The sequence below is a fragment of the Caulobacter sp. NIBR1757 genome (assembly GCF_027912495.1).
GTDB lineage: Bacteria > Pseudomonadota > Alphaproteobacteria > Caulobacterales > Caulobacteraceae > Caulobacter.
This window is the reverse complement of the sequence record NZ_CP115463.1, coordinates 3,797,949-3,812,613: the sequence shown is the minus strand read 5'-3', so window position 1 is coordinate 3,812,613 and position 14,665 is coordinate 3,797,949. Positions and strand designations below refer to the sequence as shown.

Below are 14,665 nucleotides of genomic sequence, written 5' to 3'. Positions count from 1 at the left end.
CTGAGACGCCTAGCCGGTGGAGCCGGTGACCCACTGCCCCACCCGGCGCGCAACGCGCGCCTGCCCTCCCCATTCGGGGAGGGAGGGAGTCAGCTCAGAGACAGCCCTTCGAGTTCGCCGGTCTTCCGCCACTCTTCGATCAGTTCGATGAAGGCCATCGAGCCCTTGCCATAGGGCCCGTTGCGCGCCGCCAAGGCGCTGGGCTGGCCCTCGTTGTTATAATACCCCGGCGTACATTCCTCGGCGAACTTCTGGCGCTGGATGGCGCTGTCGATCACCTCCTGCACCCAGGCTTCCTCGGCCGCCGGCGTCGCCTCGACGACGGTGGCCTGGCGGGCGTGAGCTTCGCTGATGATGTAGGCGGCGTGCTTGGACTGCTCGTTCAGCATGTGGGGGTAGTTGGCGGTGAACCCCGACTGGCTGTTGGCGAAGATGTAGCAGTTGGGGAAGCCGACCGAATGCATGCCGTGCAGGGTCGAAACCCCGTCGGCCCACTTCTGGCTGAGGGTCACCCCGTCCTTGCCGGTCACTTCATAGCCGGCGCGGCGGGCGTAGCTGGTGCCGACCTCGAAGCCGGTGCCGTAGATCAGGCAGTCGAGCTCGTACTCGACGCCGTTCACCACCACGCCCTTCTCGGTGATCCGGTCGACGCCTTTGCCGTCGGTGTCGATCAGATGGACGTTCGGGCGGTTGAAGGTGTCCAGGTATTCGTCGTGGAAGCAGGGCCGCTTGCAGAACTGGTTGTACCAGGGCTTCAGCGCCTCGGCCTTCTGCCGGTCGGCGACCACCTGATCGACGCGGGCGCGGATCGATTCCATCTTCTGGAAGTCGGCCAGCTGCAGCAGCTCCATCGGATCGCCCGGGCCCATCTCGCCCTTGGCGGCGCGGCGCGCGGCGGCGAGGCCGAGGTTGCGGATGATGTCGGTCCAGCCGTCGTTGACCAGGTCTTCCTTCTGCCAGCCGCCGCTGACCAGGACGTTGAAATTGTCCATCCGCGCCTGCTGCCAGCCGGGTTCCAGGCTCGCCGCCCACTCGGGATCGGTAGGCCGGTTGTTGCGCACGTCGATGGAGGAGGGGGTGCGCTGGAAGACGAACAGTTCCTTGGCCGCCGCGCCCAGGTGCGGCACGCATTGCACGCTGGTCGCCCCGGTGCCGATGATGCCGACCCGCTTGTCGGCCAGGCCGCTGAGGTTCCCCATCGGATCGCCGCCGGTGTAGTCATAGTCCCAGCGGCTGGTGTGGAAGGTGTGGCCCTTGAAGCTCTCGACGCCCGGGATGCCCGGCAGCTTGGGCCGGTGCAGCGGGCCGTTGGCCATGATCACATGGCGGGCCTTCATGGCGTCGCCGCGGTTGGTGCGGATGGTCCAGCGCCTGGCGTCCTCGTCCCAGGTCATGTCCTTGACCTCGGTCTGGAACAGGGCGTCGCGGTAGAGGTCGAAGTGGCGGCCTATGCGCTGGCAGTAGTCGAGGATTTCCGGCGCGCGGGTGTACTTCTCGACCGGCATGTAGCCGACCTCTTCGAGCAGCGGCAGGTAGACATAGCTTTCGATATCGCAGGCCGCGCCGGGATAGCGGTTCCAGTACCAGGTGCCGCCGAAATCGCCGCCCTTCTCGATCATGCGCACCTGGTCGATGCCGGCCTCGCGCAGCCGCGCCCCGGCCAGCAGGCCGCCGAAGCCGCCGCCGATCACCACCACCTCGACCTCGTCGGCCAGCGGCTCGCGGCTGAAGCCCGGCTTCACATAGGGGTCTTCGAGGTAGCGGCTGTAGTCGCCGGTGATCTCGACATACTGCTGGTTGCCGTCGGCCCGCAGGCGCTTGTCCCGTTCGGCGCGGTACTTCTCGCGCAGGGCGACCGGATCGATGTCTTTGAACAGGGCTTCGGCGGAGTCGGCCATCGGGGAGGTTCCTGGGCGTTTCGCGTGTTGGTTGGGTCGAGTGTCGGTGTTTGCCGCTGGGTCAGGTCAAGCGTCGGATTTGGCGAGCTCGGCGGCGCCGGCCCAGAGCTTCTCGCGCTCGGCCAGCCGCCGGGCTTGTTCTTCCGGATCCCAGCTGTGGCGCGGGCCGACCAGCATGCCGCCATCGACGAGGATGTGGGTGCCGGTCACGAAGCTGCTGGCCGGGCTGGCCAGGTAGAGGGCCGCCTGGGCGATGTCGTCGGCCTCGCCGGGCCGCTGGATCGGTTGGGCCGCGCCAGCCGCACTTCGCATAGTAAGCTGCACCGCCGTCTTGATCTGGCTGGGCATCTCGCCAGGCGTGAAGATGTTGGTCAGGATGAAGCCCGGGCAGATAGCGTTGACCCGGATGTTGTACTTGCTGAGCTCCGCCGCCGCGCATTTGCTGAGGTGCAGCACCCCGGCCTTGGCGGCCGAATAGGCGATCGGCCCCATGCCGGCCGACAGGGCCGCGACGCTGGCCGTGTTGACGATGGCCCCGCCGCCGCGCGCCTTCATGTGCGGGATGGCATAGCGCATGCCGAGCGCCACCGAGCGCAGCAGCAGGTTCTGGCTGAAGTCCCACAGCTCGCCGGTCATTTCCTCCAGCGAGGTGGGCGAGCCGCCGGCCCCGGCGTTGTTGAACAGGATGTCGAGCCCGCCGAAGGTCTGGGAGGCGACCTCCATGGCGACGGCGATATCGTCCTCGCTCATGACGTCGCACTTCTGGAAGACGACCTGGCCGGGGAAGGTGGCTTCCAGCAGGCGGCCACCGGCCTCATCGATGTCGGCCGCCAGCACCTTCGCCCCGGCCTCGACGAACCGCTCGACGCTGGCCCGGCCGATGCCCGAGGCCGCCCCGGTGATCACCGCCACCTTGCCGTCCAGACTGATGCTCATTGGCGGTTTTCTCCCTTGCCATTGATCATACAGCGGTCGCCGGGAGCGACAAACCCGAAATTCAAAAAATCAGAAATGTCGCAGCCGCATTGGGAAACTGGCCGTTCCCGCCATAGGAATCAGGAGACCAGCAGGCCCATCAGCGCTGGCCTGGCATAGACGTCGGTGACCTTCTCCGGCGTCAGGCCGTCGGTCCAGGCGATCAGGTCGGCGGCGGCGTTGACGGCGGCGCTGACCATCTGGGCGGCCAGGAAGGGATCGACCGGCCGGATCGAGCCGTCGGCCGCCCCGTCGGCGATCATCGAGGCGAACCGCTGGCTGACCCGGTCGGCTCGCCACACGGCGCTGGCTCGCATGGCCTCAGGCAGGGCCTGCAGGGCCGAGAACCGCAGCAGCAGCCCGTCCGGCTCGGCCTGCCGGGCGACCAGCGAGGCGACCGAACTGGACAGCGCCTGCCACTGGTCGGCGGCCCCGGTCAGGGCCGCTTCCTGGGTGGCGCGGATCACCTCGAAGGTGCGGTCGAAACAGGCGACGACGATGTCGTCCTTGGCTTCCATGTGGTGGTAGAAGGCGCCCTTGGTCAGGTTCAGCCGCCCGGTGATGGCGCTGACCGAGGCGCCGCGATAGCTGCGCTCGTTGATCAGCGGCGTGGCGGCCCGCAGGAAGGTCTCGCTGGCCGCATCGCCGCCGCCGACGTCGATGGGACGCGGCGCGATGGCCAGCGGCGTCGGCTCGAAGCCCCGCCCCGGCGCGGCCAGCCCCTTGCACAGAACATCGAACATCCGCGCCCGCAGGCGGGGGAAATCCTCGACATCGTAGCGCGACAGCCAGGCCGACGACCAGTAGAGCTGCTCCAGCAGCATATGGGCCCGCGCCGACCGGGCCAGCCGGTCGAGGTGGAAGTAGCCCGGCGCCGCGAACAGCGCCTGCACCTTGTCGAACAGGGCGCGGTAGGCCTCGGCCACCGGCGCCCGATGCTCGTCGCTCAGCGCCCGCACGTCGCTGAAGATGGTCAGCGGCGGCTCGGCCCGGCCGCGCACTCGCGTCTGCAGCGCCAGGTGCTCGTCAAGCAGCGCCCCGATCCGCCCGGCCAGCTCGTCCTGCGCGCCGGCCGTCTCGACCATCGCCTCCAGCCGCCGCAACCCATGCAGGAAGCAGTCGACCGCCAGCAGCTCCTTGCGCCGGTAATAGTAGGTGACGCTGGTCGTCGTCAGGTCGACCCTGGCGGCGACGTCCGCCAGGGTCATGCCCTTGAGGCCCTCCTTGTTGAGCACCTCGATGGCGGCCGCCAGCACCGCCTCCTTGCGCTTCTCGAAGCGGGCGGTGGCGGGGCGGGACGGCGCGGAAAGGTCGGCGGAGTCGGCCATGCGCCCTGCTTAGACGATCCGGGGGCGTCCTGCCATCGGCCCGCCGGTCGCAGGGGAATCAGGCGGTCCGGTCGGCGATCAGCATCGCCGCGCCCTTCTCGGCCATCATCAGGGTCGGGGAGTTGGTGTTGCCGCTGACGATGCGGGGCATGGCCGAGGCGTCGATGACCCGCAGCCCGCCCACCCCGCGCACCCGCATCCGCGCGTCCAGCACGGCGCCGGCATCCCCGTCCGGTCCCATGGCGGCCGTGCCGACCGGGTGGAAGATGGTCGTGCCCAGGGCCTGGGCCGCCGCCAGCAGTTCGGCGTCGGAGGTCTTTTCGGCGCCCGGGCGGTATTCCTCGGGCCGGTATTTCGCCAGCGGCGCCTGGCCGACGATGTCGCGCGTCAGCCGCAGGGCCTCGACCGCCACCTGCCGGTCTTCCTCGGTCGAGAGATAGCCGGGGGCGATGCGCGGCGGCGTGTCCGGATCGGGCGAGGTAATGTGAACCTCCCCCCGGCTGGTCGGGCGCAGGTTGCAGACGCTGGCCGTGAAGGCCCCGAACGGGTGCATGCCGTCGCCCCATTTGTCGAGGGAGAGGGGCTGGAAGTGGAACTCCAGGTTGGCGGTGGCGTAGCGGGGGCTGGACTTGGCGAACAGCCCGACCTGCGAGGGGGCCATGGTCAGCGGACCGCGCCGGAACAGGGCGTAGTCGATGGCCATCATCCCGCGCCGCAGGAGGTTGGCGTAGTCGGTGTTCAGCGTCCGCACGCCGCTGACCTTGAAGACCGGCCGGATCTGCAGATGGTCCTGCAGGTTGGCGCCGACGCCGGGCGCGGCATGCACGACGGCGATCCCCGCCGCCTGCAGCCGGGCCGGATCGCCGATCCCCGACCGCTGCAGGATGGCCGGCGAGCCGATGGCCCCGGCGCTGAGCACCACCTCGCCCCGCGCCCGGGCGGTGACCGTCTTCCCATGCCGGCGATAGACAACGCCGGTCGCGCGGCCATCCTCGATCAGCACCCGATCGACCGTGACGCCGGTTTCCAGCTTCAGGTTCGGCCGTTTCAGCACCGGCTTGAGGAAGGCGGTCGCGGCGCTGACCCGCAGGCCGCGCCGCTGGTTGACCTGGAAGTAGGAGGAGCCGGCGTTGTCGCCGGTGTTGAAATCATCGACCTTGGGATGCCCGGCCGCCGCCGCCGCCTCGCGGATGGCGTCGAGGATCTCCCAGCCGATGCGCGGATACTCCACCCGCCATTCGCCGCCCGACCGGTGCAGGCCATTGGGCGGCGCGACATGGTCCTCATGCTTGAGAAAGGCCGGCAGCACGTCCTCCCAACCCCAGCCTTCCAGTCCCAGCTGACGCCAGCCGTCATAGTCGGCCGCCTGGCCACGCATGTAGATCATGGCGTTGATGGCTGATGAGCCGCCCAGCACCTTGCCCCTAGCATAGGCCAGGGCCCGGCCGCCCAGCCCCTCCTCGGCGGCGGTTTGATACATCCAGTCCGAACGCGGATTGCCGATAGCGAACAGATAGCCGGCCGGGATGTGCAGCCAGACCCAGTCGTCCTTGCCGCCCGCCTCGAGGATCAGCACCTTGCGGGCCGGATCGGCCGACAGCCGGTTGGCCAGCAGACAGCCGGCCGAGCCCGCGCCCACGATGATGTCGTCGAAGACCGATTCCACGCTCATGGCGGCTATCTAGGCCCGGATGGTCCGGGCCTGAAAGCGTCAGGCGGCGGACCTGCACGATATCCCGGGCCCCGCCGCAGGCTAGGCGGTCAGGGTCAGGTCGACGATGGCCCCGGCCCCGATGTGGAACGGGCCCCAGGTGTCGGTGACGGGCTGGCCGTTCCGGTCCTTGCCGGCGACGCTGACGCTGTAGTCGGCGTTGCCGAGCAGGGCATGGCCGCCGGCGGTCGGGAAGCGCATGTCGTCCCGGATCAGCCAGCGGAGCAGGCCGGGGGGATGCGAGTCGCCGGTGATCATCCCGACCAGGGTGGCGACGCCGCCGGCGTCGGTGACGAACACCTCGACCGGCCCGACCGCGGTCTTGCGGGTCAGGGAGACGGAGATCCAGGCCATGGTCGGCGGCGGCCGGGCGACCACGTCTTCGCGGGCGCCCATCTGGCGAAGGCCGAGGCCGCGCAGGATGGTGTTCACCGCCGAACTGCCGCCGGCCAGGACCAGGCCGGTCAGGATATAGCCGACGGGACCGAGATCCGTCGTTACCGGGTCGGCCTGGCTGGCGATGTAGAGCCGGGTGACCAGGTCGAACTGCAAGGCGCCGGCGATGGCCAGGGCGAAGCCGAAGGAGACGGGGGTGCGGACGCCGCGACCGTCGAAGTAGTACAGGAAGGGCCGCCAGTTGAAGACCACGGCCAGCGCCGACTCCAGCACCAGCGCCAGCACCATGGCGATGAACAGGGTCTTGAAGACCGCGTCATAGACGCCGGGCCCCGGGGTCTGGTCGTTGGCCGTGTCCTGGTCGGTATCCCCCGCCGGGGTTTCCGTGCCGGGCGCGGGGGCTTCGGTCTTCGGGGCCGGGGGTTGCGCCTGCGGCGCCGTTGCCGTCCCGGCCTGCTCGGCCGGCGCAGGGGGGGTGTCCTGGGCCAGGACTCCGCCGCCGCTCAGCGAGAGGACGAGGACGGCGAGCACGGCGGCGACGCCGGCCCGGGTCTGTTGAAGAGCACGCATGACAACCTCCGGTCTGGTGAACTCAGCTGTAGGGTTTGGCCGCAAGCCTGGCGGCGACGATGGCTTCCAGCATGGCGTGGCTCATCCCTGAGCCGCCGCCGAGATGCCACCAGTTGAGGCCGGCGATGCGGCTGTAGCCGTTCCAGCTCTTCAGGAAGGCGGCGAGCTTGGCGTCGGCCTGGGCCTGGGTGAAGTTGCTCTCGCCCCAGTAGGCCTGGCCGGTCATGATCAGGGGCTTGGCGGTCGGCGCCGTCAGGGCCGCCCAGCGGTCGAGGCAGAGGTCGGCATACTGCCCCGGATCGCCGGCCGTGTAGGCGCCGCCGCCCGGCCGCTGGAACTGCTGGACCATCTTGCTGTTGGGAAAGTTGAACCAGTAGACCTGCGGCGCCCAGGCGTCGATGAAGGGCGCGGCGGCCTTCATCACCTGCGGTTCATGCCAGTCGACCAGGGCGAAGCTGGACACCGCCAGCCCGCCGCCCAGGCCGGCCTTGCGCACGCCCTCGCAGACCTGCTGCACCTCCAGCGCCGTCCACTGGGCGTTGTTCACCCCGGGCTCGATGTCGGCGACATAGTCGGTCAGGCCGTAGTCCTTCAGCTCCTTGACGGCCAGGGCGGCGTCGCCCTTGGGGTTCGCCCCCTGGCACCAGCCCCAGCCGGCGACGGCGATGCCGGCCGTCTTCAGGGCGGCGATCATCTCCTTGTTGTCCGCCTTGGCCTTCCCGGCGTAGGCCGAAACCCCGTGGATGCGCACCCAGGCATGGCCCATGCCGGCCCGCTGCATGGCGGCGACGACATTGGGGATCGAGCCGTAGTCGGCGATGGTCGCGGCCATGTCGTGGAAGAAGGTCCCGTGGCCCCTGAAGCTGGCCGGCAGGCCCGTGGACTTCACCGTCGCGGCCGGGGCCGGGCCGTCCTCCTTCAGGGTCTCGATGACGCAGACATAGGGGTTGATCGTCCGCTGCTTGACCAGGCCGGCGGCGGTCAGGGCCACCTCCGTGCGACCGACCGTGTCGCCCTCGTTGCCGCCGATGGTCACCGCAAAGCGCACGCCGTTCCGAACCGTGAAATCGACGACGATGGCGCTGTGGCTGGGGAAGTTGTTGTTGGTCGCCGCCTGGTCGTAGGTGATCTTGCCCTTGGCGCGATTGGCGACGATCAGGTCGCCGATCTGCGGGGCGTAGTCGCCGATCCGGCGACCGCGGAACAGGCCCCTGTTCTGCAGGGCGTCGGCGATGGCCTTCTGGGTGAAGGTCGAATGGCGGATCGAGAAGTCGAACTCCTGCCGCTTGGCGCCGGCCTGGCTGACGCACCAGGAGATGAAGGTCGCCGACCAGGCCCAGCTGGTGATGTCCGCCGGCATCGCCCAGCCCTGCGGGTCGTTCGGATCGGCGAGCGCCAGGTCGGCCAGGTAGGTCTTGTAGATTCGCGGTCGCAGCGGCGGATCGGTCTCCGGAATGCCGCCATAGTTGGCCAGTTCGGCCAGGGCGACGTCGGCAAGGCGACGGCGGAAGTTCGACAATCCGGGCATGACGGCTCCTCGGTCAGGACTCGGAAACACTACAAGGTTGTGAGGCCCCTCATCGTGATCCGGGTCACACCGGAGAGGCTCTTGTACTGACGCTGGAAGCGGCGGTCGGCCCTCCTGTCCGCCCGCCTGTGGAAAACATTGCGCAAATACAGGTTGTGTTCAATACGGTCTGACGGTGCTTGCCCTCCGCAGGGGCGCCCGACGACAATGGGGAGACTCAGCAAGGAGACCCCGATGACCTTCAAGCCCTTCGACCTGACCGGCAAGGTCGCCCTGGTGACCGGCGGCAACGGCGGCATCGGGCTTGGCATGGCCGAGGGCCTGGCCCAGGCTGGCGCCGACGTCGTCATCTGGGGCCAGAACCCCGACAAGAACGCTCATGCCGAACAGGTCCTCAAGGCCCACGGGACCCGGGTCATGGTCCGCCAGGTCGATGTCGCCAATGAACAGGCCATCATCGACGCCACGGCCGAGGCCCTGAAAGAGATGGGCCGCCTCGACTTCGTGGTCGCCAACGCCGGGGTCGGCAAGGGCGCGGCCTTCACCGAGATGACCACCGAGAACTGGCGCCGGGTCACCACCGTCAACCTCGACGCCGTCTTCTGGACCTTCCGCGAAGCCTCCAAGCACATGGTCGAGCGGGCCCAGGCCGGCGATCCGGGCGGCAGCCTCTTGGTCACCTCCTCGACCTCGGCCATCCACGGCGCCCCGCGCAACCAGGCCTACGCCTCGACCAAGGCCGGCGTGCAGGCGATGATCCGGGGTCTCGCCGTCGAGTTCGCCCGCTACGGCATCCGCGCCAACGCCGTGCTGCCGGGCTGGATCCGTTCGGACATGACCGCCGGGGCCCAGGCCAACGACAAGTTCAACGAAAAGGTCATCAGCCGCGTGCCGATGCGCCGCTGGGGCGAGCCGGACGACTTCGCCGGTCTGGCCGTCTATCTCGCGTCCGACGCCAGCCGCTTCCATACCGGCGACAGCCTCGTCATCGACGGCGGCTACACGATTTTCTAGGGACCATCCGTGACCCAGTCCTTCCCCGAGATCCGCGAAGCGGTCGCCAGGCTCTGCGCCGGTTTCCCCGGCTCCTACTGGCAGGCGCTCGACCGCGACCGCACCTATCCGACCGAGTTCGTCACCACCCTGACGGAGGCCGGCTTCCTGTCGGTGCTGATCCCGGAGGAGTACGGCGGCTCGGGCCTCGGGCTCGGCGCGGCGACGGCGGTGCTTGAGGAGATCCATCGCTCGGGCTGCAACGGCGGCGCCTGTCACGCCCAGATGTACACCATGGGCACCATCCTGCGGCACGGAACGCCCGAGCAGAAGGCGAAGTACCTGCCGGCCATCGCCAGCGGCGATCTGCGGCTGCAGGCCTTCGGCGTCACCGAACCGACCAGCGGCACCGACACCACCCGCCTGCGCACCTTCGCCAGGCGGGAAGGCGATAAGTACGTCGTCAACGGCCAGAAGATCTGGATCTCCCGCGCCGAACACAGCGACCTGATGGTCCTGCTGGTCCGCACCACCCCGCGCGAGGCGGTGGCCAAGACCTCCGACGGCATGAGCGTCCTGCTCGTCGACATGCGGTCGGCGGTGAACAATGGCCTGACCATCCGGCCGATCCGCACCATGCTCAACCACGCCACCACCGAGCTGTTCTTCGACAACCTGGAAGTCCCGGTCGAGAACTTGATCGGGAGTGAGGGCCGGGGCTTCAGATATATCCTCGACGGCATGAACGCCGAGCGCATCCTGATCGCGTCCGAATGCATCGGCGACGGCAAGTTCTTCATCGACCGCGCCTCGGCCTATGCGAAAGAGCGCGAGGTCTTCGGTCGTCCCATCGGCCAGAACCAGGGCATCCAGTTCCCCATCGCCCGCGCCCATGTGCAGGTCACGGCCGCCGGCCTGATGGTCGACAAGGCCGCCGCCATGTTCGACGCGGATGAGCCCTGCGGCACCGAGGCCAACATGGCCAAGATGCTGGCCAGCGAGGCCAGCTGGTACGCCGCCGACATGTGCGTCCAGACCCACGGCGGCTTCGGCTTCGCCGAGGAATACGACATCGAGCGCAAGTTCCGCGAAACGCGCCTCTACCAGGTGGCCCCGATCTCGACGAACCTGATCCTCAGCCACGTCGGCACCCACGTGCTGGGGCTGCCCAAGAGCTTCTAGGCTCCCGCCTTTCCCTACCGCTGTCATCCTCCGGCCGCGCAGCGGACCGGGGGACCCATGCCGGCTCCGGACAGACTCCCGGCCATTATCACGCGGACAGTTGGGTCCCCCGGTCGCCGCTGCGCGGCCCCGGAGGATGACAGCGGGGAGGGGGGCATCGCCTCACCCCCTCAAACGCGCGTTCCGAAAAACATTCACGCTCGTGAGAGTGAATGTTGACAGCTGGGCGAACGTCGTTGCATCGTCCTCCCAACGGCCCCGCATCAAGACGGGCGCCGAAGGGAGGGAATGATGAAGGGTTATCTGCTCGCGACGGCCTGCGCCGTCGCTTTGGGCGCTGCGTCGCCCGCGCTCTGCCAAACCGAGGCCACGCCGGCCCCCGCGCCCGCCAAGGCGGAAAGCACCGACGTCGACGAGGTCATCATCTCGGCCACCCGCCGCGACGAGAACATCCAGGACGTGCCGCTCAGCGTCACCGCCTATGGCCAGGAAGAGCTGACCGCCAAGGGCATCGTCGGCTTCGAGGGCCTGGCGATCGAGACCCCCGGCGTCGTGCTCAACCGCCCGACCGCCAACTTCAACAACTTCACCGCCCGCGGCGTCGCCACCAACGGCTACGGCGCCAACCTGCAGGGCACGGTCGCCGTCTACATCGACGAACTGCCGATCTCCAACGTCGGCAACTCCACCAACATCGACCCCGCCCTCTACGACGTCGAGCGGGTCGAGTTCCTTCGCGGGCCGCAGGGCACCCTGTTCGGCTCCGGCTCGCTGGCCGGCGCCCTGCGCATCCTGACCAAGAACCCCGATCTCAACGACTTCGACATGTCGGCCCTGGTCGATATCGGCCAGACGGACGGCGACGGCCTGCGCCAGCGCTACAGCGCCATGGTCAATGTGCCGCTGGTCGACGACAAGCTGGGCCTGCGCGCCGTCGGCTTCTATCGCGACGAGGAAGGCTGGACCGAGAACCTCGGCACCGGCAAGGACAACTCCAACAGCCTCGTCGACTGGGGCGGCCGGGTGAACCTCTTGTGGGAGCCGACCGACCGGCTGTCGGTCAAGTTCCTGGCCTCCTACGAGAAGTCGCGCCCCGAGGACTCCGGCCTGATCAACCCGGCGCTCGGCTGGGACAAACGGGTCTCCGACCGGCCCGACCTCTTCGTCGGCAAGCTGACCAACTATAACGCTACCGTCGAATACCAGTTCGACGGCGCCAAGCTGACCAGCTCGACGACCAAGTCCCTCTATGACCAGCTGTTCTTCGTCGATCTGGCCGGCACCTTCGGCGGCGCCATCGCCTTCGGCCTCGACGGCGTCGGCCGCCAGGACACCTTCGTGGAGGAGGTCCGGCTGGTCTCCGACCCCGGCGGCCGCTGGGACTGGTCGATCGGCGGCTTCTACATGGATCGCCGTCTGGACTTCGATTACCAGTACCGCTCGACCGAAGAGTTCCTGGCCCTGCGCGGCATCACCGGCCTGACGGACGAGTACTACCAGAAGCAGTACACCCACTTTAACGGTCACGAGAAGGCGCTGTTCGGCGAGCTGACCTACCGCTTCACCGACGACTGGTGGGTCACCGGCGGCATGCGCTACGGCTCGGTCGATACCCAGGGGTTCACCGAAGGCGGCTACAATTCCAACTACCTGGTCAACGCGCTGTTCTTCATTCCCGGGCCGTTGACGATCACCCCGATTGCCAAGGCGACGGGCAAGAAGGTTGAAGCCACCGACCCGTCGTGGAAGTTCAGCATGTCCTGGCGGCCCGTGCCGAACATGACCACCTACTTCACCTACTCGACCGGCTTCCGCACACCGGTGGTCAATGCCTTCGCCGGCCGGCCCAGCCTGGTCGATCCGACCGACCTGATCATCCCGCCGGGCGCCGATTCCGACGACCTGACCAACTACGAGGTCGGGCTGAAGGGACGCTGGTTCGACGGCAAGCTCTACGCCAACCTGGCCGTCTATTACATCGACTGGCAGAACATCCAGGTCCAGGCCAACCGCGTCTCCGACTCCGTCCAGTTCGCCACCAACATCGGCGGCGCGGTGTCCAAGGGCATCGAGTGGGAGATCATGGCCCTGCCGGTCGAGGGCCTGACCCTGGGCCTCAACGGCTCGCTCAACGACGCCAAGGTCACCGACCTGACGGCGGCCGAGGCGGCAATCTCGGGCGCCGAACCGAACTCGCGCCTGTCGTTCCCGAAGTTCCAGCTGTCGGCCTATATCAACTATCGCTGGCAGATCGCCGACCGGGTCGAGGGCAACGTCTCGATGGTCTACGCCCACGTCGGGTCCTACCCGGGGTCCTTCCCCAACACCCCCGGCCGGCCGACCGTCCCCAGCCCGGTCTATGACCGCACCGAGAGCTGGGACGTGGTCAACGGCGCCTTCGCCGTGGCTTTCGACAAGGTCACCGTCGGCGCCTATGTCGAAAACCTGTTCGACGACCACTCGATCACCTACGTCCACCCCGAAGCCTTCGTGGCCAACCGCTACGCCACCCAGCGCCCGCGCACCGTCGGCGTGCGGGTGAGCTACGACTTCTAGGATGGCCGGAGTTCCTCCCCAGACGGCGGGCGCCCCCCTCTCAGCAGGAGTGGCGCCCGCCAGACCGGGCGCCCGCGCCTGGTTCGTCCTCGGCGTCCTCTGCTTCGTCTATGTGCTCAACTTCCTGGACCGGCAGCTCTTGTCGATCCTGGCCAAGCCGATCCAGGATGACCTTCAGATCACCGACGGCCAGATCGGCCTGATCACCGGGCTCTACTTCGCCCTCTTCTACTGCACCATCTCGATCCCGGTCGGCTGGCTGGCCGACCGCACCAACCGGGTCAAGCTGGTGGCCGTCGCCTGCGGCCTGTGGAGCGCCGCCACCATCGCCTGCGGCGTCTCCTCCAGCTATCCGCAGCTGGTCGTGGCCCGCATGGCGGTCGGGGTGGGGGAGGCCGGCGGCGTGCCGCCCTCCTACGCCATCATCAGCGACTATTTCGGCCCCGGCACGCGCGGCACGGCGCTCGGCCTGTTCAACCTTGGGCCTGCCATCGGCCAGATGCTCGGCGTCGCCTTCGGGGCCTCCATCGCCGCGGCCTATGACTGGCGCAGCGCCTTCGTCGCCGTCGGCGCGGTCGGCGTGGCCACCGCCATCCTGGTCTTCTTCACCCTGCGCGAACCCCCGCGCGGCGGCCTCGATCAAGCCGCGATCGCCGCCGACACCACGCCCCGGGAAGGCTTCTGGGCCACCTGCGCCATGTTCTTCGCCCGCCCGGTCCTGCGGCTCACCGCCCTGGCCGGCGGCGCCACCCAGTTCGTCACCTACGCCCTGCTCAACTTCGCCACCCTGTTCCTGATGCGGGAAAAGGGCATGACGCTGCAGCAGGTCGCCCTCTGGTACGCCCTCGTCATCGGCATCGCCGGCGGCGGCGGCATCTTCCTGGCCGGCCGGCTCGCCGACTGGCTGGTTCCGAAGACCAAGCGGGCCTACGCTTGGCTGCCTGCGGCTTCCCTCACCCTGGCAGTCCCTTTCTACATCGGCTTCGTCTGGGCCCCGACCTGGCAGGCGTCCATCCTGTTCCTGTCGGTCCCGATGTTCCTCAACTACTTCTACCTGTCGCCCTCGGTGGCGCTGGTCCAGGAAGAGGTGAAGCCGCACCAGCGCGTGCTGTCCGGGGCCCTGCTGCTGCTGGTCATGAATCTGATCGGCCTCGGCCTCGGCCCCACCTATCTCGGCGCCGCCAGCGACTGGCTCAAGGCCATCTCGCCCGACCACTCCCTGCAGCTGGCCCTCTACACGCTTGTTCCCTTCTACGTCCTGGCGGTCGTGCTGTTCCTGTTCCTCGGCCGGGCGCTGGGCCGCGAAGAGACCGCGGCAAAGGAAGTCTTCGCATGACGATTTCGAAGGTCAGCGAAGCCGCCTCTGGTCTCCCTTCTCCCCTCGCGGGAGAAGGTGGCCCGAAGGGCCGGATGAGGGGGCTCCTTGTCCTCTCGGCCGCGTGCAAATGGTTAGGCCGGGCTGTGTCCGAAGCCGGTGCGCCCCCTCATCCGTCGGCTTCGCCGACACCTTCTCCCGCGAGGGGAGAAG

The 14,665-nt window shown here is 68.4% G+C and carries 10 protein-coding genes; 4 read left to right on the top strand and 6 right to left on the bottom strand.

Features of this window, described 5'->3' with window-relative positions; translation table 11 throughout:
- Positions 1-89: 89 nt before the first annotated feature.
- The 6 genes from O5I81_RS18395 to O5I81_RS18370 form a co-directional block, all read right to left on the bottom strand.
- Complete coding sequence (locus O5I81_RS18395) at positions 90-1,898, bottom strand: NAD(P)/FAD-dependent oxidoreductase (RefSeq protein ID WP_271066314.1); 1,809 nt, start codon at positions 1,896-1,898, stop codon at positions 90-92.
- A gap of 66 nt (positions 1,899-1,964) precedes the next feature.
- On the bottom strand, positions 1,965-2,834 hold the full coding sequence (locus tag O5I81_RS18390) for an SDR family NAD(P)-dependent oxidoreductase (protein ID WP_271066313.1): 870 nt from the start codon (positions 2,832-2,834) through the stop codon (positions 1,965-1,967).
- 119 nt (positions 2,835-2,953) lie between these two features.
- Positions 2,954-4,201: a TetR/AcrR family transcriptional regulator gene (locus O5I81_RS18385; RefSeq protein ID WP_271066312.1), complete on the bottom strand. Its 1,248-nt coding sequence runs from the start codon at positions 4,199-4,201 to the stop codon at positions 2,954-2,956.
- Positions 4,202-4,259: 58 nt separating this feature from the next.
- On the bottom strand, positions 4,260-5,873 hold the full coding sequence (locus O5I81_RS18380; protein WP_271066311.1) for a GMC family oxidoreductase N-terminal domain-containing protein: 1,614 nt from the start codon (positions 5,871-5,873) through the stop codon (positions 4,260-4,262).
- Positions 5,874-5,954: 81 nt separating this feature from the next.
- On the bottom strand, positions 5,955-6,878 hold the full coding sequence (locus O5I81_RS18375; RefSeq protein WP_271066310.1) for a hypothetical protein: 924 nt from the start codon (positions 6,876-6,878) through the stop codon (positions 5,955-5,957).
- Between the two features lie 22 nt (positions 6,879-6,900).
- Positions 6,901-8,406: a DUF2272 domain-containing protein gene (locus O5I81_RS18370; RefSeq protein ID WP_271066309.1), complete on the bottom strand. Its 1,506-nt coding sequence runs from the start codon at positions 8,404-8,406 to the stop codon at positions 6,901-6,903.
- Between the two features lie 234 nt (positions 8,407-8,640).
- Between O5I81_RS18370 and O5I81_RS18365 the strand changes: the two genes are divergently transcribed.
- From O5I81_RS18365 to O5I81_RS18350, 4 genes are all read left to right on the top strand, one after another.
- Positions 8,641-9,420 (top strand): SDR family oxidoreductase, encoded by a 780-nt coding sequence (locus O5I81_RS18365; protein WP_271066308.1) that lies wholly within the window; start codon positions 8,641-8,643, stop codon positions 9,418-9,420.
- Between the two features lie 9 nt (positions 9,421-9,429).
- Positions 9,430-10,581, top strand: a complete 1,152-nt coding sequence (locus O5I81_RS18360) for an acyl-CoA dehydrogenase family protein (RefSeq protein WP_271066307.1) — start codon at positions 9,430-9,432, stop codon at positions 10,579-10,581.
- Between the two features lie 291 nt (positions 10,582-10,872).
- Positions 10,873-13,137 carry a TonB-dependent receptor gene (locus O5I81_RS18355; protein ID WP_271066306.1) on the top strand — a complete coding sequence of 755 codons (2,265 nt, stop codon included), beginning with the start codon at positions 10,873-10,875 and terminating at the stop codon, positions 13,135-13,137.
- Between the two features lie 49 nt (positions 13,138-13,186).
- On the top strand, positions 13,187-14,473 hold the full coding sequence (locus O5I81_RS18350; protein ID WP_271066305.1) for an MFS transporter: 1,287 nt from the start codon (positions 13,187-13,189) through the stop codon (positions 14,471-14,473).
- Positions 14,474-14,665 lie beyond the last annotated feature (192 nt).

Excerpts from the sequence above, each read along its gene's own strand:
- O5I81_RS18395 (WP_271066314.1), bottom strand. The coding sequence starts at position 1,898 with ATGGCCGACTCCGCCGAAGCCCTGTTCAAAGACATCGATCCGGTCGCC.
- O5I81_RS18390 (WP_271066313.1), bottom strand. The coding sequence starts at position 2,834 with ATGAGCATCAGTCTGGACGGCAAGGTGGCGGTGATCACCGGGGCGGCC.
- O5I81_RS18385 (WP_271066312.1), bottom strand. The coding sequence starts at position 4,201 with ATGGCCGACTCCGCCGACCTTTCCGCGCCGTCCCGCCCCGCCACCGCC.
- O5I81_RS18380 (WP_271066311.1), bottom strand. The coding sequence starts at position 5,873 with ATGAGCGTGGAATCGGTCTTCGACGACATCATCGTGGGCGCGGGCTCG.
- O5I81_RS18375 (WP_271066310.1), bottom strand. The coding sequence starts at position 6,878 with ATGCGTGCTCTTCAACAGACCCGGGCCGGCGTCGCCGCCGTGCTCGCC.
- O5I81_RS18370 (WP_271066309.1), bottom strand. The coding sequence starts at position 8,406 with ATGCCCGGATTGTCGAACTTCCGCCGTCGCCTTGCCGACGTCGCCCTG.
- O5I81_RS18365 (WP_271066308.1), top strand. The coding sequence starts at position 8,641 with ATGACCTTCAAGCCCTTCGACCTGACCGGCAAGGTCGCCCTGGTGACC.
- O5I81_RS18355 (WP_271066306.1), top strand. The coding sequence starts at position 10,873 with ATGAAGGGTTATCTGCTCGCGACGGCCTGCGCCGTCGCTTTGGGCGCT.